The sequence below is a fragment of the Tistrella mobilis KA081020-065 genome (assembly GCF_000264455.2).
Lineage (GTDB): Bacteria > Pseudomonadota > Alphaproteobacteria > Tistrellales > Tistrellaceae > Tistrella > Tistrella mobilis.
In genome coordinates, this window is sequence record NC_017956.1 from 1,226,046 (window position 1) to 1,248,354 (window position 22,309).

20 protein-coding genes are annotated in these 22,309 nt (G+C 67.2%); 10 read left to right on the forward strand and 10 right to left on the reverse strand.

Features of this window, described 5'->3' with window-relative positions:
* Nucleotides 1-6: 6 nt before the first annotated feature.
* On the reverse strand, nucleotides 7-903 hold the full coding sequence (locus TMO_RS05605; RefSeq protein WP_014744632.1) for a DMT family transporter: 897 nt from the start codon (nucleotides 901-903) through the stop codon (nucleotides 7-9).
* 157 nt (nucleotides 904-1,060) lie between these two features.
* Here TMO_RS05605 and TMO_RS05610 point away from each other — a divergent pair, with 157 nt between their 5' ends.
* Nucleotides 1,061-1,930: a LysR family transcriptional regulator gene (locus tag TMO_RS05610; protein ID WP_014744633.1), complete on the forward strand. Its 870-nt coding sequence runs from the start codon at nucleotides 1,061-1,063 to the stop codon at nucleotides 1,928-1,930.
* Between the two features lie 28 nt (nucleotides 1,931-1,958).
* Here the strand turns inward: TMO_RS05610 and TMO_RS05615 are convergent, their stop codons facing one another.
* From TMO_RS05615 to csrA, 6 genes are all read right to left on the reverse strand, one after another.
* Nucleotides 1,959-2,585 (reverse strand): hypothetical protein, encoded by a 627-nt coding sequence (locus tag TMO_RS05615; protein ID WP_041604845.1) that lies wholly within the window; start codon nucleotides 2,583-2,585, stop codon nucleotides 1,959-1,961.
* A gap of 93 nt (nucleotides 2,586-2,678) precedes the next feature.
* Nucleotides 2,679-3,449 carry a flagellar type III secretion system pore protein FliP gene (gene fliP, locus TMO_RS05620; RefSeq protein ID WP_014744634.1) on the reverse strand — a complete coding sequence of 257 codons (771 nt, stop codon included), beginning with the start codon at nucleotides 3,447-3,449 and terminating at the stop codon, nucleotides 2,679-2,681.
* Nucleotides 3,446-3,904: a FliO/MopB family protein gene (locus TMO_RS29135; RefSeq protein WP_014744635.1), complete on the reverse strand. Its 459-nt coding sequence runs from the start codon at nucleotides 3,902-3,904 to the stop codon at nucleotides 3,446-3,448. The genes fliP and TMO_RS29135 overlap by 4 nt, the downstream gene beginning before the upstream one ends.
* 93 nt (nucleotides 3,905-3,997) lie before the next feature.
* Nucleotides 3,998-4,357, reverse strand: a complete 360-nt coding sequence (locus TMO_RS05630; protein WP_014744636.1) for a hypothetical protein — start codon at nucleotides 4,355-4,357, stop codon at nucleotides 3,998-4,000.
* Nucleotides 4,358-4,402: 45 nt separating this feature from the next.
* Nucleotides 4,403-4,687: an EscU/YscU/HrcU family type III secretion system export apparatus switch protein gene (locus TMO_RS05635; protein ID WP_014744637.1), complete on the reverse strand. Its 285-nt coding sequence runs from the start codon at nucleotides 4,685-4,687 to the stop codon at nucleotides 4,403-4,405.
* A 123-nt stretch (nucleotides 4,688-4,810) separates the two neighbouring features.
* Nucleotides 4,811-5,074: a carbon storage regulator CsrA gene (csrA, locus tag TMO_RS05640; RefSeq protein WP_014744638.1), complete on the reverse strand. Its 264-nt coding sequence runs from the start codon at nucleotides 5,072-5,074 to the stop codon at nucleotides 4,811-4,813.
* 316 nt (nucleotides 5,075-5,390) lie between these two features.
* Between csrA and TMO_RS05645 the strand changes: the two genes are divergently transcribed.
* The 7 genes from TMO_RS05645 (at nucleotide 5,391) to TMO_RS05675 (ending at nucleotide 10,900) form a co-directional block, all read left to right on the forward strand.
* Nucleotides 5,391-5,858 (forward strand): flagellar basal body rod protein FlgB, encoded by a 468-nt coding sequence (locus TMO_RS05645; protein ID WP_041604846.1) that lies wholly within the window; start codon nucleotides 5,391-5,393, stop codon nucleotides 5,856-5,858.
* Nucleotides 5,859-5,906: 48 nt separating this feature from the next.
* Nucleotides 5,907-6,314 (forward strand): flagellar basal body rod protein FlgC, encoded by a 408-nt coding sequence (gene flgC, locus TMO_RS05650; protein ID WP_014744640.1) that lies wholly within the window; start codon nucleotides 5,907-5,909, stop codon nucleotides 6,312-6,314.
* Between the two features lie 60 nt (nucleotides 6,315-6,374).
* Nucleotides 6,375-6,689: a flagellar hook-basal body complex protein FliE gene (locus TMO_RS05655; protein WP_014744641.1), complete on the forward strand. Its 315-nt coding sequence runs from the start codon at nucleotides 6,375-6,377 to the stop codon at nucleotides 6,687-6,689.
* Nucleotides 6,690-6,761: 72 nt separating this feature from the next.
* On the forward strand, nucleotides 6,762-7,037 hold the full coding sequence (gene fliQ, locus TMO_RS05660) for a flagellar biosynthesis protein FliQ (protein WP_014744642.1): 276 nt from the start codon (nucleotides 6,762-6,764) through the stop codon (nucleotides 7,035-7,037).
* A 19-nt stretch (nucleotides 7,038-7,056) separates the two neighbouring features.
* A complete protein-coding gene (gene fliR / locus TMO_RS05665) occupies nucleotides 7,057-7,812 on the forward strand; it encodes a flagellar biosynthetic protein FliR (RefSeq protein ID WP_014744643.1) in 756 nt (251 codons plus the stop codon).
* A gap of 17 nt (nucleotides 7,813-7,829) precedes the next feature.
* The gene (gene flhB / locus TMO_RS05670) at nucleotides 7,830-8,909 is read left to right on the forward strand and encodes a flagellar biosynthesis protein FlhB (RefSeq protein ID WP_014744644.1); all 1,080 of its coding nucleotides are present in this window, start codon (nucleotides 7,830-7,832) and stop codon (nucleotides 8,907-8,909) included.
* A gap of 65 nt (nucleotides 8,910-8,974) precedes the next feature.
* Nucleotides 8,975-10,900 carry an ATP-binding protein gene (locus tag TMO_RS05675; protein ID WP_014744645.1) on the forward strand — a complete coding sequence of 642 codons (1,926 nt, stop codon included), beginning with the start codon at nucleotides 8,975-8,977 and terminating at the stop codon, nucleotides 10,898-10,900.
* A 154-nt stretch (nucleotides 10,901-11,054) separates the two neighbouring features.
* Here the strand turns inward: TMO_RS05675 and TMO_RS05680 are convergent, their stop codons facing one another.
* Nucleotides 11,055-11,540: a hypothetical protein gene (locus TMO_RS05680; protein ID WP_014744646.1), complete on the reverse strand. Its 486-nt coding sequence runs from the start codon at nucleotides 11,538-11,540 to the stop codon at nucleotides 11,055-11,057.
* 358 nt (nucleotides 11,541-11,898) lie between these two features.
* Between TMO_RS05680 and recA the strand changes: the two genes are divergently transcribed.
* Nucleotides 11,899-12,984: a recombinase RecA gene (recA, locus tag TMO_RS05685; protein ID WP_041605543.1), complete on the forward strand. Its 1,086-nt coding sequence runs from the start codon at nucleotides 11,899-11,901 to the stop codon at nucleotides 12,982-12,984.
* A gap of 315 nt (nucleotides 12,985-13,299) precedes the next feature.
* On the forward strand, nucleotides 13,300-15,954 hold the full coding sequence (gene alaS, locus TMO_RS05690) for an alanine--tRNA ligase (RefSeq protein WP_014744648.1): 2,655 nt from the start codon (nucleotides 13,300-13,302) through the stop codon (nucleotides 15,952-15,954).
* 69 nt (nucleotides 15,955-16,023) lie between these two features.
* Here alaS and TMO_RS05695 read toward each other — a convergent pair whose 3' ends face one another.
* Together TMO_RS05695 and TMO_RS05700 are read right to left on the reverse strand one after the other, a co-directional pair.
* The gene (locus TMO_RS05695) at nucleotides 16,024-17,169 is read right to left on the reverse strand and encodes a hypothetical protein (RefSeq protein WP_014744649.1); all 1,146 of its coding nucleotides are present in this window, start codon (nucleotides 17,167-17,169) and stop codon (nucleotides 16,024-16,026) included.
* 48 nt (nucleotides 17,170-17,217) lie between these two features.
* Nucleotides 17,218-22,209, reverse strand: a complete 4,992-nt coding sequence (locus TMO_RS05700) for an RHS repeat-associated core domain-containing protein (protein WP_014744650.1) — start codon at nucleotides 22,207-22,209, stop codon at nucleotides 17,218-17,220.
* Nucleotides 22,210-22,309: the final 100 nt, after the last annotated feature.

Here is a 22,309-nt window from a genome sequence, read left to right on the forward strand (position 1 = left end):
TAAGGATCAGCTGCGGCCGAGCCGCACCCCCGCGGCCGACAGGGCGATGCCGGCCAGCATCAGAGGGGTGATCGGCTCACCCAGCAGCAGCCAGGCCATGATGGCGGTGGCAGAGGGCACCAGGAAGAACAGCCCGGCCGCGCGGGCAGCCGCACCACGCCGCATCAGCGCGCCCAGGATCGCGATTGCGGCGATTGAATTCACCAGGGCCAGCCAGACCACCGCGCCGGTCACCTCGACGGTCCAGACCATATGGCCGGTTTCCAGCAGCAGGGCGGCGGGCACCAGGACCAGCCCGCCGGCCGCCGTCTGCACCATGCCGGCCAGCCTGAGGTCAAGCCCGGCGCAGAACCGCTTCTGCCAGAGCGAGCCGAAGGAAAGACCGGCGAGCCCCGCCGCCACCAGCAGATAGGCGTGGAGCGGTGCCTGGCCCGGATCCCCCAGGCGCTGCCCCACCACCAGACCGACACCGGCCACCCCGAGCGCCAGCCCCGCCAGATGCCGCCGCCCCGGCCATTCGCCCAGAAACGGCCCGGCGGCCACCGTCACCACCACCGGCATCAGCCCCATGATCAGCGCCGCCGTGCCCGCCGGCACGCCGGCCGCCATGCCGCCATACAGCCCGCCGAACTGCAGGCCGTGCATCAGCAGTCCGGTGACGGCGGCATGGACCAGCAGCATCGGCCGCGCCGGCCGCCGGATGCGCAGGACGGCGACGATGCCGGCCATGACCAGGGTGGCAAGGGCGAAGCGGATCACGCTCATGGTCAGCGGCTCCAGCCCGCGGAGCGCGATCGCGCCGCCGATATAACCGGTGCTCCACAACAGAACGAAACCGCTCGGCATCATCCGGTCGGCCAGGGGGAGGGTGGGGGCCTGGGTATGCGATGCGGTGCGGATCATGGCGCATCCTCGGGAGGGCGGGGCAGGGCCGTTCGTGCGGCACCGCCCGATGGAGAACACGCGCAGTGTGGTTCCCAAGGTAAGCGCTTGTAAAATCGAATGGCGTGATCCATCCTATCACGCTCCGTTATAGGTTTTCCCTGCGACAGGCCGCCGGATGATCCGCCCCGATCTCGACATCACCCTGCTGCGCTGTTTTCTGACGGTGCTCGACGCCGGCGGTTTCGCCCGCGCGGCCAGCCTGCTTGGCCGGACCCAGCCGGCCGTCAGCCAGCAGATCCGGCGGCTGGAAGATCTGCTGGGCCACCGGCTGATCCAGCGCGCCTCCCCCGGACGCAGCCAGCCGCCGCAGCCGACGGCGGCCGGGGAGCGGCTGGCCGAACAGGCACGGCGGCTGATCGCGCTGCATGACGGGCTGGTGGCCGACATGCTGGGGCTGGAGGAGCTGCCGGCCACGCTGAGGCTGGGCGTGCACCAGCATGCCAGCGACGAGATCCTGGGACGGCTGGTTGCGGAAGTGGCGCGGCTCCGCCCCGGCACGGGCCTTGATCTGCGCATCACCCACAATGCCCAGCTGACCGCAGAAATCGCGGCGGGCGAGTTGGATCTGGCGCTGCCGCTGGCGATCGCGGTGGATGGCGCTGCGGAAGCCGGGGGTGGGGGCGGCCTGCCGATCGCGATCCACTGGCGTGGGGGGCCGGAGACGTCAGGGGCGGCGGCCCTGCCGCTGATCGCATTCCGGCCGCCCTGCATTTTCCGGCAGGCGGCAATCGTGGCGCTCGGCCGGGCTGGACGCCGCTGGCGGCTTGTGCACGAGGCGACTGATGCCCGATCCCTGGCAGCAGCGCTCTCGGCCGGTCTGGGCGTCGCCGCCGTACCGGATGTCGGTCGCTATGATGACATTCCGCATGCGCCCGCCGGGCTGGGCCTGCCGGCTCTGCCGGGCGCCATGCTGCGCCCTCTGGCGGTACCGGGGTTGGGGGCGGATCTTGTCGCCACCCTTGCGGGCCTCGCGGCGGGAGGCTGAGACCGGCATCAGCGGCCCGATCTTCCCCTCAGCGCAGCCGTACCCCTCGCCACGCGCCTGCCGTGATCTGGCCTCCGACAGCGAGTGAACTTTCGTCCAGAAGGGCCGGAAGGGTCTGGGTTGCGAAAGCAGCGGCCTGCTGAACCGTGTCTCCTTCGGCAACACATCCGGCAACTCTGGTCGGCTGACCACTCGCTTGCTGCCATACACAGAGTGTATTGAATATGAACAAATAGCTTGCCCGCGCCAGAATATCGCGGCTGATCTTGTAGGGTTGCTGACACGCGGCATGCGTCGTCTGGGCCAGTTGCCGCATATGGCGCCGGCAGGAAAAGGCGGCCTGCATCAGTATGGTACCCTGAGCGTCCGTCAGCAGCGCGATCGCATTGGTCTGAGCATAATCGCCGAGAAGACGAGGTGTGGCCCAGGCCGTCATCTCGAGCGTACCGCTGCCATCCGGCACGGGCTGCAGGGATGCCCTGAGCCCGCCTTCGCCATCACCGACGCGTGAAACGGGTGTCGAGAGCTCGACGGGGCCCGCTGCAACGGCACTTTGTGCAGCGAACAGAGGCAGGCATATGGTGAGTGCCTTCATGACCGCAGACACGCGCCCGCGGCATGTCGTCATCCCGTGGGGCTGGTTGTTGCCGTACATACCCGGAACCTCCCGACGTCCCATGTTCGGAGGATATCAGGTCTCGACGCATAATGCAGGGCCGATCGGAAGGTCGAGGCCCTGTTCAAGGGGTCAACCCGCGAAACTGCGCACCAGGCTTCCCGCAATGAGCGACCAGCCGTCGATCAGAACAAAGAAAATCAATTTGAACGGCAATGAAATCATCACCGGCGGCAGCATCATCATGCCCATGGACATCAGCAGCGATGCCACCAGCATGTCGATGATCAGGAAGGGCAGGAAGACCAGGAAGCCGATCTCGAAGGCGCGGCGCAGCTCGCTGACCATGAAGGCCGGCACCAGCACCTGAAGGGGAACGTCTTCTACCGATGCCGGTTCGGGATCGAGCGCCGCCATATCCACGAAGGCCGTCAGCTCGCGCTCGCCGACATGGGCGGTCATGAAGTCGCGGAAGGGCGCGGAAATCCGGTCGAAGGCTTCCTCTTCGGTGATGTCTTCGGCCACCAGCGGCGCCACGCCCTCTGTCCAGGCGCGCTCGAAAGTGGGCGTCATCACGAAGCCGGTCAGGAACATGGCAAGGCCGATCAGCACCGCATTGGGCGGCGTCTGTTGCACGCCCAGCGCGCTGCGCAGAAGCGACAGCACCACCACGATCCGGGTGAAAGACGTCACCGCCACCAGCAGCCCCGGTGCCAGCGACAGCACGGTGACCAGGGTGACGAGCTGAACGATCCGGCCGGTGAAGCCGCCCGGATCCTCGGCCCCCAGATCGACGGTGACCGACTGGGCAAAAGCCGGATGACTGCCGGCCAGGGCCGCCAGCAGGAACAGGATCAGAACTCCGGCAAGCTGTGCGGTCTTGTGCCGCACGCCCTGCTTCACCGATCGAACTCCGGTGGGATCCGCCGCCCCGGCTGAGGCGGAAAACCACGCCGCCGTCCGGTTCCGCGCCGGTCGACGCGCAGCACCGGCTCGTCCTCGTCATCGTCATCCGCATAGTCGCGCGCGGCGACGGGGGCGCCTGCGGGGCGGAAGCCGGGCTCGGTCCCCCGCATGGGCGCGGGTGCAGCGGCCATGTCGGGCGCCTCGATGGCCCGCTCGATCACCAGATCACCGTCGCCACCGATCAGCAGCAGATGTTCCACATCGTCGCGGCGGATCAGCACCAGCCGCCGCTTGGGGTCGATCTGGCGGCTTTCGACCAGGGCGAGCCGGCGGCCGCGGGCCGGGGCGCCGGCCCGATCGCCCCAGCGGCGGATCGCCAGGGCGACAAGGCCGATCAGCCCGGCCACGAGTGCCAGCCCGGCGATCATCTGGAGAATGTCGTTAAAGGTCATGCAAACGGTCCGGGAGTACAGGGGAAGGCGGGGGCAGGGGCGGGAAGGCCGGTACAGGGGCGGAAAGGCCGGGGTTGCGGTGCCTCGTCGCGGTCAGCGATTGCCTGTGCGGCCATAGGCGGCTGTGGCGCGCTGGCGGGCGGAGAACCCGCCCATCTCGCGGGCGGTTTCATCGAAAACCTGCCGCATCTCGCGCTCCAGAACGTTCAGCGCGTCGATCAAGCCCAGCATGCGCGGGCGTACTGACTGGCCGCTGCCGGGCGGCAGGCTCGCCAGTTGCTCGCAGAACCGGGTGACCCGCACTTCCATACCGTGCAGGTCCACGGCATCGCCGCGGGCCAACATCTCGCGGGCGACGGAAATCTCGGCGGCGATGGCATCCAGCGCCGCCACCGGATCCTGGATGTCTCCGAGGCCGGTTCCGCGATCGTCGTCGCCCTGATCAGGCGTCATCACCCGTCTTCCTCCGTCGGTATCCACGTTCAGCGTACACGTCGTTCAGCGGTCGCCGCCGCCCAGACTGCCGTTCAGGCGGTAGAGATGGGCCAGGATCTCCGCCACCGCCGCAAAGGCGGCCGGCGGGATCGGGCTTTCCGGCTCCAGCGCCTCAAGGATCGCGGCCAGGTCGGCATCCCGCCGGACGGGGATCCCCGAGGCGAAGGCCATGGCGAGGATCTTTTCGGCAAGGGCGCCGTGGCCGGCCGCCAGCACTTTGGGCACGTCGTCGCCGGTGGGGTCGAAGCCAAGGGCCACCGCCACCTGGCGTGGCTGCTTCTGGGTCATCTCGGATCATCCCGTCGGGCTGACACAGCCCTTCGTCTGGCAGACCGGGGCCGTCGTCTGGCAACAGATTTCATGATGATCCCTTCCAGGCCCATAAGCAACTCAGAGAGCCGGTCAACCCGCTCAGCCGGCCTCGTCGGGGGCGGGGCCGCGGGTCACGAAGGCCGGCACGTCTTCCGGCGCGCCGGTCTGCCCGGCTTCGTCCAGGCCCAGCGCCGCGCGGTTTTCCGCCTGGACCCGGTCATAAACCTCGCGCCTGAGTACGGTCGCGTCGGCGGGGAAGGTGAGGCCGAGCCGCACGGTCTTGCCGCGCACCTCGATCACGGTCACCTCGATCTCGTCGTTGATCACCACCGCTTCACCGACCTTGCGGGTCAGATAGAGCATGCTCGCCCCTTCCATGTCCGGGGCCCGTTGCCGGCAGGCCTTGGCCAGCCGGATCGGGGCGCCGGTTCCGAACCGTCGATTTCCGCGGTCTCACCGCCCTCTGCAGCCGGCGCGCGCATCTGTCGCGCGCGTCCTTCTCTTGATCCGCGGGCGCCGCGGTTTTACGTTTCCTTAAGGCCGCCGGCATATCCTGTTGATCCTGCGGCGACCTTCCTGCCACGATGCGGGACAGGCATCCGGAAGCGGATCCTGCTGCCGGCCTTGCCGGCCCGCCTCGCGCGCTTCCTGAAGATATCCGATCGGACCGGGCCCGACGATGGACATAACGCGCATACCGCTGTTCTCTTCCCTGAAGAAGCGGATGGGCTGGCTGACCGAACGTCAGGCGGTGCTGGCCCAGAACATAGCGAACGTCAACACGCCGGGCTACAAGGCACGCGACCTGAAGCCCGTCGATTTCGGTGCCATGGCCGAACGGGCCTCGGGGCTGCGGATGACCGGCGCCTCGACGGGCGGCGGCAGCAGCATGGCGGCCGGCGGAGAGCTGCAGATGGCCGCGACGAAAACCGGCCACATGGCGCCGGCCGTCGCGGATGGCGGCTACCGTGCGGCTGAAGACCGCAAGCCGCTCGAGGTCACGATCGACGACAACAAGATCAACATTGAGGATCAGGCGGTGAAGCTTGCCGGCAATGCCAGCCAGTTCACGCTTGCATCCACCCTCTACAAGAAGCATATGGACATGATCCGCACGGCGCTGGGTCGCGGTGGCGGGGCGGGGTGAGGCCATGACGGATCATCCCGCTGACATCGGCCAGGGGAGGCTTGCCTCATGGACCTGATGAAGATCACGCGGATCTCCGCGGCCGGCATGCAGGTGCAGTCGGAACGTCTGCGGGTGGTGGCGGAAAATCTCGCCAATGCCGACAGCACCGGAACCACGCCGGGCTCGGAACCCTATCGCCGTCGGACGATCAGTTTCGCCGAGGGGCTGAACAAGGAACTGGGCCTGCCGACGGTTCGGGTGTCGCGCTATGGTGTCGATCAGTCGCCATTCGATCGCGAATACGATCCCGGCCATCCGGCGGCCGACGAGAACGGCTATGTGTTGCGCCCCAACGTCAACCCGGTGGTCGAGATGGTCGACATGCGCGAGGCCCAGCGGGGCTATGAAGCCAATCTCAGCGTCATCGAGACCACCCGCACGATGGTGCAGCGCGCGCTCGATCTGCTGCGCTGACACCTGACCTGACACCCGGCCCCGGCCGGTATCGGCCCAGAACACGGACGGATCAGACCCATGGATGCCAAGTTCGCCTCAGCCGCCGCCGCCTACGCCAATGCCGCCCGCGGCATCAAGGCGCCGGGCACCGAGGGCGGTGACCGGGCCGGTGCTTCCGGCGCCTTCGCCGACATGGTGAGTGACGTCATCGGCCAGAGCGTAAAGGCCGGTCAGGCGTCGGAACGGTCGGCGATGCAGGCGGTTTCGGGCACCGCCAGCCTTCAGGACGTGGTGACCTCGGTGGCTGCCGCCGAAACCTCGCTGCAGACCGTGGTGGCGATCCGCGACCGGGTGATCGGTGCCTATCAGGAAATCATGCGCATGCCGATCTGAGCGCGGCTTTGGCCTGCGTTCCGTTCCTCTCTCTCTTCCGCTTCGTCTTCCCCAGTTCCGGACCGGCCGGCCATGACGCCCAACGAGGCAATCGATATCGGGCGCGAGGCGCTGTGGACGATGCTCAGGCTGGGCGCGCCGGTCATGCTGGTCGCGCTGACCGTGGGCCTTGCCATTTCGCTGGTCCAGGCGCTGACCCAGATCCAGGAAATGACCCTGTCCTTCGTGCCGAAGATCATCGCCATCGTCGTGGCGCTGGTGATCTTCCTGCCGTTCATCTGGACAGGCATGGCCGACTACACCCGCCTGCTCTACGAGCGCATCCCGGCCATCGGCGCGGCGCCATGACGCCCGGAGGGCCTGGGGCATGACCGACCTGCTCGGGGTCGAGGTCTTCTCGGTCCTGCTGGTGTTCCTGAGGCTCGGCGCCGCCCTGATGCTGATGCCCGGCATCGGTGAGACCAATGTCTCGGCCCGGGCACGGCTGATCCTGGCCCTGCTGCTGTCGGTGGCACTCGCGCCCGTGATCGAGGCCGAGCTGCCCGTTACGCCCGACCAGCCGGCGGAGATCCTCCGGCTCGCTTTTCTCGAAGCCGCCGTCGGCATCCTGCTCGGCCTGATGCTGCGGCTTCTGGTGGCGGCCCTGCACACGGCGGGCGTGGTCATCTCGATGCAGAGCGGTCTTGCGACCGCCATGATGTACGACCCCACCCAGCAGGCCCAGGGCGCCTTGCCGGGCAATTTCCTGACCGCACTGTCGCTGGTGCTGATCTTCACCAGCGGCATGCATCTGATGATGCTGGGCGCCGTGATCCACAGCTACCAGACCTTCCCGGTGGGCGAGCCGCTGCCCTTCGGCGATGCGGCCGAGATGATGGGGCGGCTGCTGGACCAGGCCTTCGTGCTCGCGACCCAGGTCGCAGCGCCCCTGCTGCTGGTCGGCACATTGTTCCAGGTGGCGCTCGGCCTGCTGGCGCGGCTGATGCCCACCATCCAGGTGTTCTTCATCGCCATTCCGGTTCAGATGCTGATCGGGCTGTCCGTCATGGCGATCACCCTGTCTGCCGCGATGCTGGTCTGGCTCGATCGGGTCGGCCAGCGTCTCGACATGCTCCTGCCCTGAATCCGGGATCCTGAGCCATGAGCGAGCAGAGCGAAGACGACAGCCAAAAAACCGAAGACCCCACGCCAAAAAAGCTCGAGGACGCGCGCAAGAAGGGTCAGCTGCCGTCCAGCCAGGAAATCAATCACTGGCTCATGCTGGTTGCGGTTTCGATCGCGATCGTGGCGGTGCTTCCCGGCATGGTCCGCGATGTCGGTCTGGGCCTGCGCGGGTTGATCGCCAGCGCCGATACCTTTCTGATGGACCCGAGCGCCGTCGGCCATCTGCTCAGGGCGCTGGCCATTCAGATGCTCACCTGGCTGGCGCTGCCGGTGCTGGTGTTCATCATCGCCGCCCTTGCCTCGGGCTTCGTGCAGCGCGGCGGCAACGTCTCGGCAGAATCGCTGAAGCCCAAATTCGAAAAGATCTCGCTGATCGCCGGGCTGAAGCGCCAGTTCTCGGCCAAGGCGCTGGTCGAATTCGTGAAGGGGCTGCTGAAGATCATGGTGGTCGCCGGCGTGTCGTGGCTGGTGGCCCGGCCGCGGCTGGAAGATCTGGATCTGGTGCCGCGCGAAGCGCCGGCGGCATTGATGGAACGGCTGGCCGACGATGCCTTCGTGATCGTCCTGGCGGCGGCCTGCGTGATGACCGTGATCGCCGCGGCCGACTATGCCTTCCAGCGCTACACCTTCATGCAGCAGATGCGGATGTCGCAGCGCGAGGTCCGCGACGAGATGAAGCAGAGCGAAGGCGACCCGATCATCAAGGCCCGCCTGCGCCAGATCCGCATGGAACGGGCCCGCAAGCGCATGATGGCGGCGGTGCCGACCGCCGATGTCGTGGTCACCAACCCGACCCATTACGCCGTCGCCCTGAAATACGACCCACCCAAGATGCATGCGCCGATGGTTGTGGCGATGGGCGTGGATGCGGTCGCCTTCCGCATTCGCGATCTGGCGCTGCAGAACGATGTGGCCGTGGTGGAGAATCCGCCGCTTGCCCGCGCACTCTGGGATACGGCCGAGATCGACCGGGAAATTCCGGTCGAGCACTATCAGGCCGTGGCCGAGGTGATCGGCTATGTCTTCCGGGCCAAAGGGCGGCGCGTGCGCGGATGACCCGTGCTGTGGCATGATGCCCGAACGGCATCCGGCCGGAGACCAGGACGGGCGAGCAGGGCGGTATGAGCATGGAAGCATTGAAGGGCGCGACCCAGGCGGTGATGCGCGATCTGGTGATCGGCATCACCGGCATCGCCCTTCTGGCGGGCAGTACCGGGGTCGAACTGGGCGGCATGCCGGAAAGCGGCATGACCACGCTGGTCGATGTCGCCGGCCTGATCCTGATCATCTTCGCCGGCGCCGGACTTGCCCGTACGGCGATGCTGCGGGCTGCCGCCATCGACACGCCCTCCGCGGTGACCGCCGTGCCGGATCATGTGCCTGAGGTCGTGCCCGAGGCGGAAGAGCCGCTGCGATTGCCGCAGCCGCCGTCGCAGCTGCCCGCCAGCCATGGCGGTGGGCTCGATCTGGACATCGTGCCGATCGAGCCGGCGGAAGGGCGCTTCCGGCGCCTGTTCGATCTGGCACCGATCGGCATCGCCCTGGTCGACAATCGCGGCGGGGTGCTGGCGTCGAATGCCGCGCTGATCCGCCTGACCGGCGAGGACGGGCTGGAGCCCGGATATGCCTTCACCGATCTGGTGGTCCATGACCGGCGGTTTGCCCTGTCCGACGCCTTCGATGCGGTCTTCGGCGGCGCCGAGCGGATCACCGCGCCGATCGAGGTCTCGTTTCGCCAGCGCCCCGACCGGGTCGCCTCTCTGCTGCTCCGCCGGGCCGACGAAGATCATCTGGCTGCGGCCCTCATCCACGTCATCGACGTCACCGAGCGCAAGGAGCTGGAGGTCCAGTTCGCGCAGTCGCAGAAGATGCAGGCGGTGGGCCAGCTGGCGGGCGGCGTCGCGCATGACTTCAACAACCTGCTGACGGCGATGATCGGCTTCTGCGACCTGCTGTTGATGCGCCATCCGCCGGGTGATGCGTCCTTTGCCGACGTCATGCAGATCAAGCAGAATGCCAATCGCGCGGCCAATCTCGTCCGCCAGCTGCTTGCCTTCTCGCGCCAGCAGACCCTGCAGCCGCGGGTGCTGGACATCACCGATGTCCTGGCCGAGCTTACCCATCTCCTCCGCCGGCTGTTGGGCGAGGCGATCATGCTCGACGTCCATCACGGCCGCGATCTGGCGCCGGTCAGGGTGGATCAGGGGCAGCTGGAACAGGTGATCATCAATCTGGCGGTCAATGCCCGCGACGCGATGCCGAGTGGCGGACAGCTGTCGATCGCGACCCGCAATTTCGCGAGCGAAGACACGCTGGCGATGGATCGCGACTGGATGATGGCCGGCGGGCGCGAGCGGGTGCCGACCGGCGATTACGTGATGGTCGAGCTGCGCGATACCGGCTCGGGCATTCCGCGCGACATCCTGCCCAAGATTTTCGAGCCGTTCTTCACCACCAAGGCGGCCGGGCAGGGCACCGGGCTCGGCCTCGCCACCGCCTATGGCATCATCCGCCAGACCGGCGGCTTCCTGTTCGTGCGCAGCGAGCCCGGCCGCGGCACCGCCTTCCGCATTCTGCTGCCCCGTCACACCGAGGTGGAAACCAGCGGGCTCGAAATCGATCTCGCCCCCGAAGCCGCGCCGCCGCGCAAATCCGAGATCGCAGGTTCCGGCGGCCGGGTGCTGTTCGTGGAAGACGAGGATCCGGTGCGTGCCTTTGCCGCCCGCGCCCTGCGTCAGCGGGGCTTTACGGTGGAAGAGGCCGAAAGTGCCGATGTGGCGGCGGCCCGGCTGGACGAACTGGTCGAGGCCGGCATCGACGTGCTGGTCACCGACGTCGTGATGCCGGGCATGGATGGCCCGGCACTGGCCGAGAAAGTGCGCGAGAAGGTGCCGGGGGTCTCGATCGTCTTCATCTCGGGCTATGCCGAAGACACCTTCCGCCGCAAGCTCGGCGACGATCCGAATGTCCGCTTCCTGCCGAAGCCCTTCAACCTGAAGCAGCTGGTTCAAACGGTGCGCGACGCCATGGACGAAGCGGCAGGCTGACCGGTCCTGAACGGCGATGGCCCGCCATGCCTGGGGAGGGCAGGGCGGGCCATCGACCGGTGAATGCGACGCCGGGGCCTGGACGGGGCCGCGGGGAGGGGACGGGATGCGCGGCGCATCGGGCCCCGGCGCCTGCTGACGGCAGGGAGCGACGTCACGTCGCGCGCGTGCGCCGCCAGGTCTCTTCGAAGCCGTTCCAGGCGGTCAGGAATTTCTCCTTACGATCCTCGAACTGTCGATCGGGCGCGGCCTGAAGCCGCTGATAACTCTCGGTAACCTCCTGCCAGGATCTGGTCAGGTCGGTGCGGGCCCGGTCGGCACCATAATCGTCCTGAAGCTGAAGCTCGCGGACGCGCATCGACACCTCGGCGTCCCAGCGCTGGATTTCGGCACTGGCAGCCTGTTCGAAGCGGATGCGTTCCTGGGCATCGCTCGGCAGGTCGCGGCTGAGAGGGGCAGACTGGCCGGCAAGCGGATCGGTGTCGGGTGTCGCTTCCAGCGTCTGCGAGTCGATCGGGTCCGGTCGATCCATCACGTCCTGGCCGAAGGCGGGTGTCATGGTCGCGACCGCGCCGGCGCAGGCGATCGCAAGCGCCATGGCGAGCAGGCTGTCCATCCGCTTGATGGTGCTGTCGGTCATTACACGACCCTCCGTGACGAGGTCCGGCCTCCGGTGTGAGGCGCGGGGTAGCCAAAACTGTTGCGTCGGGGCAGTTCGCGGTCCCTCGACCGGCACCGATCCTCTGCTGGCGCCACGGCGAACCACCCCTCGATCCGGATGATGCCTGCAGGGCGGGGCGTGCGGACACGGACAAAGCTGTGACAGAAGCGGGGCGGTACCCTGTCACGCTGTGACACGGCCATTTTTCACGGCCCTGATCGTCCTGCTCGACGGGAGGCTTGCAAGCCGGAACAAAAAGAGTACATAGTGATTGCAGGCGGCGGTGCTTGCATCGGGTGACCGCCTGTGGAACAAGAGGGGCGTGGCCATGGTGCCCATGGTTCAAACCGAACTGCGCCTGACAGGCAAGGACGAGATGGACAAGCAGAAGGCACTCGAAGCCGCGCTCGGTCAGATCGAGCGCGCGTTCGGCAAGGGCTCGGTGATGAAGCTCGGCCAGCAGGAAAAGGTCGATGTGGATGTCGTGCCGACGGGCTCTCTCGCCCTTGACATCGCTCTCGGCGTGGGCGGGTTCCCCCGCGGCCGCGTGATCGAGATCTACGGCCCGGAAAGTTCGGGCAAGACCACGCTCGCGCTGCATGCGATCGCCGAAGCCCAGCGCGGCGGCGGCACCTGCGCCTTCGTCGATGCCGAGCACGCGCTGGACCCGTCCTATGCGCGCAAGCTGGGCGTGAACATCGACGAGCTGGTGATCAGCCAGCCGGATACCGGCGAACAGGCGCTGGAAATCGCCGACACGCTGGTCCGCTCGGGCGCGATCGACGTGCTGGTGGTGGACAGCGTCGCGGCGCTGACGCCGAAGGCGGAGCTTGAGGGCGAGATGGGCGACAGCCATGTCGGCCTGCAGGCCCGGCTGATGAGCCAGGCGCTGCGCAAGCTGACCGGCTCGATCTCGCGCTCGCGCTGCGTGGTGATCTTCATCAACCAGATCCGCATGAAGATCGGTGTGATGTATGGCAGCCCCGAAACCACCGCGGGCGGCAATGCGCTCAAGTTCTACGCCTCGGTGCGCCTCGACATCCGCCGCATCGGCGCGGTGAAGGAGCGTGACGAGGTCGTCGGCAGCCAGACCCGCGTCAAGGTGGTGAAGAACAAGGTCGCGCCGCCCTTCCGGCAGGTCGAGTTCGACATCATGTATGGCGAGGGCGTGTCGAAGACCGGCGAGCTGATCGACATGGGCGTCAAGCAGGGCATCGTCGAGAAGTCGGGCTCCTGGTATTCCTATGGCGACCAGCGTATCGGCCAGGGGCGTGAGAACGCCAAGACCTTCCTGCGCGACAACCCCGAAATCGCCCGCGAGGTCGAAAACCGGGTGCGCGAGGCCTATGGCCTGGGTGCCAACAAGACCCCGCTCTCGGTGGTCGGCGGCACGGCCTTCATGGCGTCTGACGACGAGGACTGAAACCCTCTGGGGGACGGCGTGATCACCACGGGTGGTCACGCCCTGAACGCCCGCGTGGACAATGGCGGGCGGCACGGGTAAAACGTCCGAACCCTGGGAGCGGCTGAACCTGAATGGCCGGGCCTCCGGGTGGGGCGGCGACGCATGGGGATCCTGGGATCCTTGGGGTCGCCGGCACCGCCTGCGGGGCTCGTTGCCGTTAAGGCCGAAGGGGCTGTTGAAGCCAGGGGCGCAGATGGCCGGAAACAATCCGGCCCGGCCCCCCGTTCCGTCGATCTTCACCTGCGTTTGCAACACGGGATGACGTTTTCCACCATGACCAGCGCGACCGAGATCCGCCGGACCTTCCTCGACTTCTTCGCGAAGAACGGCCACGAGGTGGTCGCGTCGAGCCCGCTGGTCCCGCAGAACGACCCGACCCTGCTGTTCACCAACGCCGGCATGGTCCAGTTCAAGAACGTGTTCACCGGCGCCGAGAAGCGGCCCTATGACCGGGCGGCGACCTCGCAGAAATGCGTGCGCGCGGGCGGCAAGCACAACGATCTGGACAATGTCGGCTATACTGCCCGGCACCACACTTTCTTCGAGATGCTGGGCAATTTCTCGTTCGGCGACTATTTCAAGGAACAGGCGATCGATCTGGCCTGGAACCTGGTCACGCGCGAATTCGGCCTGCCCAAGGACCGGCTGCTGGTCACCGTCTATCACACCGATGACGAGGCGGCGGGCTACTGGAAGAAGATCGCCGGCCTGTCCGACGACCGGATCATCCGCATCGCGACCAGCGACAATTTCTGGGCGATGGGCGATACCGGCCCCTGCGGCCCCTGCTCCGAGATCTTCTTCGACCATGGCGAAGACATCCCCGGCGGCCCTCCCGGCAGCCCGGACGAGGATGGCGACCGCTTCATCGAGATCTGGAACCTGGTTTTCATGCAGTACGAGCAGATCGCGCCGGGCAACCGGCTCGACCTGCCCAAGCCGTCGATCGACACCGGCATGGGGCTGGAGCGGATTGCGGCCATCCTGCAGGGCCAGCACGACAATTACGACATCGACATCTTCCGCCGGCTGATCTCGGCCTCGGCCACCGCCAGCGGTACCGAACCGGACGGCCCGTTCAAGATGTCACACCGGGTGATCGCCGATCATCTGCGCTCGTCGGGCTTCCTGATCGCCGACGGCGTGCTGCCGTCGAACGAGGGCCGCGGCTATGTGCTGCGCCGGATCATGCGCCGTGCCATGCGCCATGCCCATAAGATGGGCGTGGCCGAGCCGCTGATGTACCGGCTGGTGCCGGCGCTGATCGAGACCATGGGCGACCATTATCACGAGCTGCGCCGCGCCCAGGCCCTGATCACCGAGACGCTGAAGCTGGAAGAGACCCGCTTCCGTCAGACCCTCGACCGCGGCATGCGCCTGCTGGAAGAGACCACCCAGACGCTGGGTGCCGACGAGAAGCTGCCGGGCGAGGTGGCCTTCCGCCTTTACGACACCTATGGCTTCCCGCTCGACCTGACCCAGGACGTGCTGCGTGCCGAGGGCCGCGGGGTGGATACCGCCGGTTTCGAAACCTCGCTCGCGGAAGCCCGCGCCAAGGCCCGTGCCTCGTGGTCGGGCTCGGGCGAAGCCGCCACCGACCGGGTGTGGTTCGAGGTGCGTGACGCCGCGGGCGCCACCGAATTCCTGGGCTATGGCGCCACGGCGGCCGACGGCGTGGTGCAGGCGGTGCTGGTCGACGGCGCCCCGGTCGATGCCGCGGAAGCCGGCAGCCAGATCGCCCTGGTGGTCAACCAGACGCCCTTCTATGGTGAGAGCGGCGGCCAGATGGGCGATACCGGCCGGATCACCGGCGAGGGCGGGCTTGAGATCGAGGTTACCGATACGGCGAAGAAGCTGGGTGACCTGATCATCCATATGGGCCGTGTGGTTGCGGGCCGCGTGGCGAAGGGTGCCGCGGTGCGGCTTACCGTCGATACCGCCCGGCGCGATGCCCTGCGCGCCCATCACTCGGCGACCCATCTTCTGCATGCGGCGCTGCGTCGCCGGCTGGGCGATCACGTCACCCAGAAGGGCTCTTTGGTCGCGCCCGACCGGCTGCGCTTCGATTTCTCGCAGCCGACCCCGATCGCGCGTGAGGATCTGAAGGCGATCGAGGCCGACGTCAACCGGCTGATCCGCGCCAATGGCGAGGTCGGCACCCGGCTGATGACGCCCGACGAGGCGATCGCCCAGGGCGCCATGGCGCTGTTCGGCGAGAAGTACGGCGACGAGGTCCGCGTGGTCGACATGGGCAGCCTGCTCGGCGAAGACGGCCGCAGTTCGGCCTATTCGGTCGAGCTGTGCGGCGGTACGCATGTCACCCGCACCGGCGATATCGGCCTGTTCAAGATCGTCTCGGAAAGCGGCGTCGCTGCCGGCGTCCGCCGGATCGAGGCGGTGGCGGGCGATGCGGCGCTGGCCTATGTGGAGCTGCAGCAGGACCGTCTGGCCGAGGCGTCCTCGGTGCTGAAGGCACCGGCGGCCGAACTGGTCGACCGCATTCAGGGCCTGCTCGACGAGCGCAAGAAGCTGGAAGCCGAGGTGGCGAAGCTGCGCCGCGACATCGCGACCGGCGGTGCCGGCGGCGGCGAACAGATCGAGCAGATCGGCGATGTCCGCTTCGCCGGCCGCGTGCTCGACGGCGTGCCGGCCAAGGAACTCCGCGGGGTTGCCGATGCGCTGAAGAAGCAGATCGGCTCGGGCGTGATTGCGATCGTGGGCGTCCACGAGGGCAAGGCCGGCGTCGTGGTCGGCGTCACCGAAGACCTGACCGGCCGGTTCAGCGCCGTGGACCTGGTTCGCGCCGCGGCCGAGGCCATGGGCGGCAAGGGCGGCGGCGGCCGTCCCGACCTGGCCCAGGCCGGCGGCCCCGAGGCCGACAAGGCGGCCGATGCGGTGAAGGCAGTGGCGGCGGCGCTCGCCGGCTGAGCGTCATTCGGTTCCATCATTCACCAGGGGGGCGGCAGGTGATGACCTGCCGCCCTTCTGCATCCGGCCTCATCCCTTGCTGGTGTGGTTGCCCTCGGCCACCCAGATGGTGTTGCCCCAGTCGCTTTCATTGCGCACGGCGCTGAACAGACCGCTGTTGCCGTACTGGTCGTAGATCGTGAACCGGGTCTCGTAATACCAGTTGTCATAGCCCGAGTTGTAGCTGCTGCTGTGCAGCCGGGTCAGGCAGACGGCATTGCGGCGCTGGTTGTAGCGGATATTGATGCCGATCTGAGAAATATAGGCGGTGTTTTCAGGCCCGAACTGCCAGATGTAGTGCCAGTTGGGGTGCTTGTCCTTCGAGATGATCGACCAGTTCGACGGCCCGCTCGGCGCACCGCTGATGTCGGAGCGGATGATGTAGCAGCCCTGTTCGGTGATGGTGAAGTAATAGTTGTCCTGGTCCCAATCCTTGCCGTTCGCCGTATCCTCGCGGTCGAGACGGGTGTTGCTCGAATTGTAAAAGATCGGGGTCAGTGCGCGCAGCGCGACGCTGTATTTGAAGTTGCCGGCAGGGGCGCTGAAATGCTGGTCGGCGTTCAGCGCGTAACCGCCGTCCGGCAGGGTGATCTTGCTGCCGATGGTGATGGCACGTGACCGCGCATCGGTGGCGCAGGTGACGTAATAGGTCGTGACTTCCTGGACGAACTGGGCGAAGCGCGCCACTGCGTTCTGTCCTTCGGGCAGGGTGTGGAACTGGTTGACCGAGGTGCCATAGGCCCAGCCCGAGGGCAGGGACTGGGCAGTGGTATAGTCGAGCAGGGTGATGCTGGTGCGCGCCAGCACGGCCGGGCTCAGCGGCACTACGGTGCTGTTCACATCGATCGGCGTGAAGTAGATCCGCACACCGATCTGGTTGAGGCCGTTGCCGTAGATCGAGCCGGAGGTGGCGCCGGTTTCGAACACGATGCGGAAATCGGACAGGCCGCTCCAGGCGTGCTGCCAGTCGGCATTGTTCTCGCCCCAGGCCGGGTAGTAGCGGCCCTGGCTGCTGCCGTCGAACTGGGCGATCATGAAGTCGCCGGCGGCATAGATGTGGTTGTTGTCGGCATCGGACGGGCGGACGACGAAGATGTCGCCTTTCTGGGCGTCATTGCCCCAGACTTTCGGGTTCTCGTAGGTACCAGCGGCGGCTTGTCTCTGCACGGCGTCCATCTGGCGGTCTCCCTTTGACATGCGGGTGGGGTTGCGGAGGAGGGGTGATTACCGATAGCCGGTGTCGGGCACGCGTCGGCGGATGCTGCGCGGGCTGAGCGGCGGGTCGCCGGTCGGTGCACCGACGGTGAATGTCAGCCGGTCCGCATTGGTCTCGGCGAGCGGAACGCCCCGGGTGGGGACCTGGGTTCTGCCGCTGGGCGAACTTGCCGTCACGTTGTAGAGGCGCCCCTGGTTGTCGGCCGCGATGAATCTGTCATGCAGCGGTTGCGCGCCGATCTGGTTGTCCTGGCGGAAGCGCTGAACGACGTCGAAGCGTTCGCGCATGCGCTGCTCCGGGTTCCAGTCACCGATCGTCGTGGTGACATAACGGGTGGAGGTGACATGGTCGCGCTGCTGTCCTGCAGGGCGGGCGCGGTCGTTCTCGGCCGGGGACAGATGCGGGTATTCGCTGGTCCGGGCCGTTCCCCCGCCCTGGACGTCGGTAGGCCTGCCATTGTCGAAACCCGTCCGGGGCGATTCGACGCCCGAGGTTGCGCGTACGGTCTGGCGACCTTCCGTAGCGGCTTCCCAGGGTCTGCGGGCCGCCCGGGCCTCCGCTGCCCAGGCGCGCGCAGCCCTGGGCGCGCCACGGCCGCCCAGTCCTTCGCGCTGGATCGTTGCGACACGTTCTGACAGCTCCGAAAGGCTGTTGCTGACCCGGCGGCCGACCGTGCTGCCGAGTTTTCCCAGGCCCTCCATCGCACCCGGAGCGCCGAGGCCCATCGACACCCAGCCCAGGATGGCGGAGGCCTGCGGTGCCGCGTCCTCAAGGGCACCACTGACGATGCCGGTGATGTCGGCGGCAAGACCCAGCCCACCGATCACCCCCACCGCCGAGGCGCCGGCGCTGATCCCCGCGATCACGCCTTCCGCCGCGATCACCGGCGCAGCAGCCAGACCGAAGGTGGCGACGGTGGCGAGGATCCCCACGATGCCGAGACCGATACCGATCCAGGCGCTGACGCTCAGATGCCCTGTCGGATCGGCCAGGTTGATGGGGTCGCCTGCGCAATAGGCGTAGCGATTGATGCCGCCCGGGCCGAAGGGGCTCCAGGAATCAGGCGTGGTGAAGCGCATCAGGGCCGGATCATAGGCCCGGTAGCCATTGCCCAGATGGATCATGCCGGTCGCCGGATCCTGCCGTTCGGCATCGAAGCCGTTGGGTACGGCGGTCGAGATCGGCCGGAAGCCATAGGGGGTATAGGCGAAGCTGCCGATACCGGCGGCGAGCAGCACACTCCCCTTGCCGTCGGTGCCGTAGAGCGTCGTGGCGGCTCCGCTTCCGTCGCGGCGCTGACCAAGGGCGAGGCCTGCCAGGCTGGGGAAGCGCAGTGAGCCGCCGCTCTCGATCTGATTGGTGAGCAGGCTGCCGCGATAGTGGAGCTCCTGGCCACCGCCAGTCGGGCCCTGAAGGATCAGCCGGTCGGTGGCATCATAGCCATAGTTTGCGGTCGCACCGCCATCGACCGTGATCAGCCGGCCGAGCGGGTCATAGCCCAGTCGGCGTCCGGCGGCATCGAGGATCATCCGTCCGGCGCTGTCATAGGCGAGGTCGATCCGAGCCGGATAGCCGGGATGGGTGTGGGTGACCCGGACCAGCCGTGTGGGATCGGTCGTATCATAGGTGAAGACGGCGGTGTCGGTGCCGTCGGCCAGGGTGGTGGTGCAGCCCAGCACATTGCCGAGCGCGTCATAGGTGAGCGCCAGGGCCGAGATGGGGCGCCCCGAGACATCGGTCGGCGGCTGGCTGCCGGTGCAGCTGTAGCTCGTCAGGCGGTTGCGGCTGTCATAGCCGAAACTCTCCTGCCGGAGCGTGGCGCCGGCCTGACGGGTGGTCCGGCTCTGGATCTGGCCGTTCGCCCGCCAGCTCTGCGAGATCGAGAGGCTGGCGGCGCCCGAGATTTCCCGACTGGTCTCCAGGCCGAAGGCGTCGTAGCCGAGGGTGGTGGTGAGCGTGCGGCCGGTGGTGGGGTCGGTCGTGGTCCAGCTCGACGGGCGCCCGAAGGCGTCGTAGCTGAGGCTGGCGGTCAGGCCGGGATCGGTGATGCTCGTGTTCCGGCCAAGCCCGTCATAGGCGAAGCGCTGGGTGGTGCCGCCGACATCGGTCCAGTGTTGCAGCCGGCCCTGCAGCGAGTGCAGATATGAGGTGCTGCGGGCGGGCGCATCGGTGGCCGTCCGGGTGGTTTCGCCCTTGAGCAGGCCCGACGGGTAATAGGCGATGTCGCGGACGGCGCCGCCGGCCTGGGTGGCGTCGGTCAGTAGGATGCCCGCCGGCGCATAGGCATAGGTCTGAACCATGCCGCCCGCGCTGACGCGCGTGCGGGCGAAGCCGAGGGCCGGCTCCCAGGCAAAGCTGGCGGTGACGCCGTCGGGGCGGGTTTCGCTTGCGGGAACCGGCCGGTTGCCGTCGTAGGAGAAGCTGCTGGTCTGGCCGCCCGTGACGGCCGTCTGCTTGCGTCCCAGACCGTCGAAGGTCTGGGTGCCGAGAGAGGTGTTGCCTACCCGCACCGCAGTGATCAGCGTGCCGTTGGAATCGGGTGCATAGCTTTTGGTGACCACCGTGCCGTCGGGCAGGGTGGTGGCGGTCACACGATCCCAGTCGTCATAGGCATAGGCGGTTACCTGGCCGAGTTCGTCGGTGCGCCGGCGCAGGCGGCCGATGCCGTCATAGGTGCAGGTGATGGTGGCCTGGAGCCTGCCGTCGGCGGCGTAGCGCCGGGTCGTCGTCGGCAGGCCCATAAGATTGCAGGTGGTGATCTGCCATCCCTGTCCTGCGCCGACCAGGCCGGTCTGCGTCTGCAGGGTCACCGGATCATAGGCGCTGCGCTCCTGATGACCGTCGGGCAGGGTGATGATGTCGTTGCCGCCCCAGTCGTCATAGCCGAAACGGCTGGTGCCCGAGACGGTGGTCTGGCCGCTGCCGCCATCCGGCCGCAGCGTGTCGAGATCGGTGGCTTCCGTCACCCGGCCCCAGGCGTCGTAGCTTCGCGACGCGATGGTGATCCAGCCCTGGAGGGTCCCGTCGGCATCCGCCATCTCGCGCCGGACTTCCCGGCCAAGCCCGTCGGTCCAGTAGCGGGTCCGGACGCCGCGGGTGTCGGTGACGGTGGTCGCCGAGGTCTTCTGCGGGCCGGTCAGCAGGTCGTAGGCATAGCTCTGCACGGTTTCGAAGCCGGTACCGGGGCTGGCCGTGCTGGTCAGGATCCGGCCGAGCCCGTCATAGGTGTAGCGGGTCTCCACACCCCAGGGATCGGTCTCGGAGACCAGTCGGGCGCCATAGGTGGTCTGTACGCGCCGGCGGGTCACCGTGAAGCCGTCATGGGTGGTGATGGTCGCGGTCTGAACCAGATCCCCACCCTGGCGGGTGAAGGTGAAATCGGTGCGCCGGTCATAGGAGGGCGGGTTGCCGCCGGGGACATGGATGGTCTCGGTCAGCCGCGACATCCGGCCGAATTCGGCCGATCCCGTGTCGGTGACATAGGCATAGGTGGCACTGTGAAGCAGCCGCCCGTCGCGGGACAGATCTTCCCGCGTCTTCATCACCGCGCTTGCGACCGGCGTCCCCGCCACCACGCCCAGCTGACCATAGATATAGCTGGTCACTTCGACAGGGGCGTCGTAGCCGGTGGTGGGCGGGGTGACGGTGCAGGTTTTGGGGAAACGGACGAAGCCGTTCGGGTCGGCGGGGCATTTGCCCGCCTCGCCACCGGCCGGATAATAGACCCAGCTCGTGGTGGTGCCGTCCGGCGTCACCTGCAGGGTCATGTTGCCCGCGCCGTCGAATTCGGTGGTGGTGGTTTCGGTGCGTGACGACTGGCCGCCATTGCCGGCATAGGTCACGGTGCTCGATCGCGGCAGCTGGAACTGTGCCGGCTGATCCTTGAACTGGGTGCCGATCCGCGCGTAATAGACGGTCTCGGTGGTCCGGGCGGCCTTGCCCTGACTGACGACCTCTTTGGTCATCAGATGGAAGTTGTTATAGGTCCGCTCGATGGTCATCGTCCGGTCGCCGCAGACCGATATCTCGCGGGACCAGTAGCTGTAGCTGGTCAGGACATCGTAGAGATAATCAGAATCCGGGCTCCAGCGACCGCCGCTGGCCGAGGCGCCCAGGTAGTTGGTTGAAGAATAAGTGTAAGTCCGGGCGATCGCCGGCTGATTTCCCTGCGGATACTGGGTGTAGCTGTCGACCCGCGGCAGGGCGGGCAGGCCCGCACCCGAGGGGAAGGCGGCGCCGCTGGCCAGATAAGTCACCCGTTCGATCAGCCCGGTGGGCGACTGAAGTTCGGTCAGCATCTGCCGGCCGCCGACCGGATTGTAGGTCAGGCTCCAGGCGAGGGCAGGGTTTTGGGCGGTATTCTCCACCCGGCTCAGATAGTTACCCTGGAAGGAGAGGCGGAGCGTGTAGCTTCCGGCCTGTCCCGGCCAGACGGTGAGCGTGCTGACCGAGGTGCCGTAAGTCGCCTGAAACAGAACCGTCGTCTCGTCCTTCACCTGGGTCAGCCGCCGGGTGGTTCCCGACTGATCCCAGGTCAGATCGAGGCGCCGTCCGGTCGGGCTGTAGATCCGGCCAGGCACCTTCACGGCGAAGGCGTCGTTGCGCAACAGTTCCACATCGCCGGATTTGTGCGTGATCCGGTAATAGCCGGCGTATGGCCCCGTCGTGAGCTTTTCGAAGCGCACCGTGTCGAGCCGGTTCTGCTGGAGCGAGACACCATTGGTCGTCTCGTTGACCTTGAACTGGTCCCCTGTCGACAGGATCAGCAGGCGTTGCCCACTGTCGTAGCGCGAAAGGCCGAGCGAAAATCCCTGGCCGATGCCGGGTGCCGCCGCGCCCAGCGGGTCATAGCGCAGCGCAAGATCGATCGAGGGCCCGAGATTGGCGTTCCCGATCAGTCGCGCGACCGGCAGGGTCACGCTGTAAAGCCCGGTTCGCGGATCCACGCCGCCCTGCAATGCGCTGGGGAAGTTGAAGGCTTGCGAGTAGAAATCGGCCATGGGGCTCCTCCCGGGCCGGCATTCATGCGCCGGTCGCGTTCGTTCGGGTAACAATGGGGTAGTCACTTATTCGTAGCTTTTTATCAAAAATAAAATCGCA

Excerpts from the sequence above, each read along its gene's own strand:
- TMO_RS05605 (WP_014744632.1), bottom strand. The coding sequence starts at position 903 with ATGATCCGCACCGCATCGCATACCCAGGCCCCCACCCTCCCCCTGGCC.
- TMO_RS05610 (WP_014744633.1), top strand. The coding sequence starts at position 1,061 with ATGATCCGCCCCGATCTCGACATCACCCTGCTGCGCTGTTTTCTGACG.
- TMO_RS05615 (WP_041604845.1), bottom strand. The coding sequence starts at position 2,585 with ATGTACGGCAACAACCAGCCCCACGGGATGACGACATGCCGCGGGCGC.
- TMO_RS29135 (WP_014744635.1), bottom strand. The coding sequence starts at position 3,904 with ATGACCTTTAACGACATTCTCCAGATGATCGCCGGGCTGGCACTCGTG.
- TMO_RS05630 (WP_014744636.1), bottom strand. The coding sequence starts at position 4,357 with ATGACGCCTGATCAGGGCGACGACGATCGCGGAACCGGCCTCGGAGAC.
- TMO_RS05635 (WP_014744637.1), bottom strand. The coding sequence starts at position 4,687 with ATGACCCAGAAGCAGCCACGCCAGGTGGCGGTGGCCCTTGGCTTCGAC.
- csrA (WP_014744638.1), bottom strand. The coding sequence starts at position 5,074 with ATGCTCTATCTGACCCGCAAGGTCGGTGAAGCGGTGGTGATCAACGAC.
- TMO_RS05645 (WP_041604846.1), top strand. The coding sequence starts at position 5,391 with ATGGACATAACGCGCATACCGCTGTTCTCTTCCCTGAAGAAGCGGATG.
- flgC (WP_014744640.1), top strand. The coding sequence starts at position 5,907 with ATGGACCTGATGAAGATCACGCGGATCTCCGCGGCCGGCATGCAGGTG.
- TMO_RS05655 (WP_014744641.1), top strand. The coding sequence starts at position 6,375 with ATGGATGCCAAGTTCGCCTCAGCCGCCGCCGCCTACGCCAATGCCGCC.
- fliQ (WP_014744642.1), top strand. The coding sequence starts at position 6,762 with ATGACGCCCAACGAGGCAATCGATATCGGGCGCGAGGCGCTGTGGACG.
- fliR (WP_014744643.1), top strand. The coding sequence starts at position 7,057 with ATGACCGACCTGCTCGGGGTCGAGGTCTTCTCGGTCCTGCTGGTGTTC.
- flhB (WP_014744644.1), top strand. The coding sequence starts at position 7,830 with ATGAGCGAGCAGAGCGAAGACGACAGCCAAAAAACCGAAGACCCCACG.
- TMO_RS05675 (WP_014744645.1), top strand. The coding sequence starts at position 8,975 with ATGAGCATGGAAGCATTGAAGGGCGCGACCCAGGCGGTGATGCGCGAT.
- TMO_RS05680 (WP_014744646.1), bottom strand. The coding sequence starts at position 11,540 with ATGACCGACAGCACCATCAAGCGGATGGACAGCCTGCTCGCCATGGCG.
- recA (WP_041605543.1), top strand. The coding sequence starts at position 11,899 with ATGGTTCAAACCGAACTGCGCCTGACAGGCAAGGACGAGATGGACAAG.
- alaS (WP_014744648.1), top strand. The coding sequence starts at position 13,300 with ATGACCAGCGCGACCGAGATCCGCCGGACCTTCCTCGACTTCTTCGCG.
- TMO_RS05695 (WP_014744649.1), bottom strand. The coding sequence starts at position 17,169 with ATGGACGCCGTGCAGAGACAAGCCGCCGCTGGTACCTACGAGAACCCG.
- TMO_RS05700 (WP_014744650.1), bottom strand. The coding sequence starts at position 22,209 with ATGGCCGATTTCTACTCGCAAGCCTTCAACTTCCCCAGCGCATTGCAG.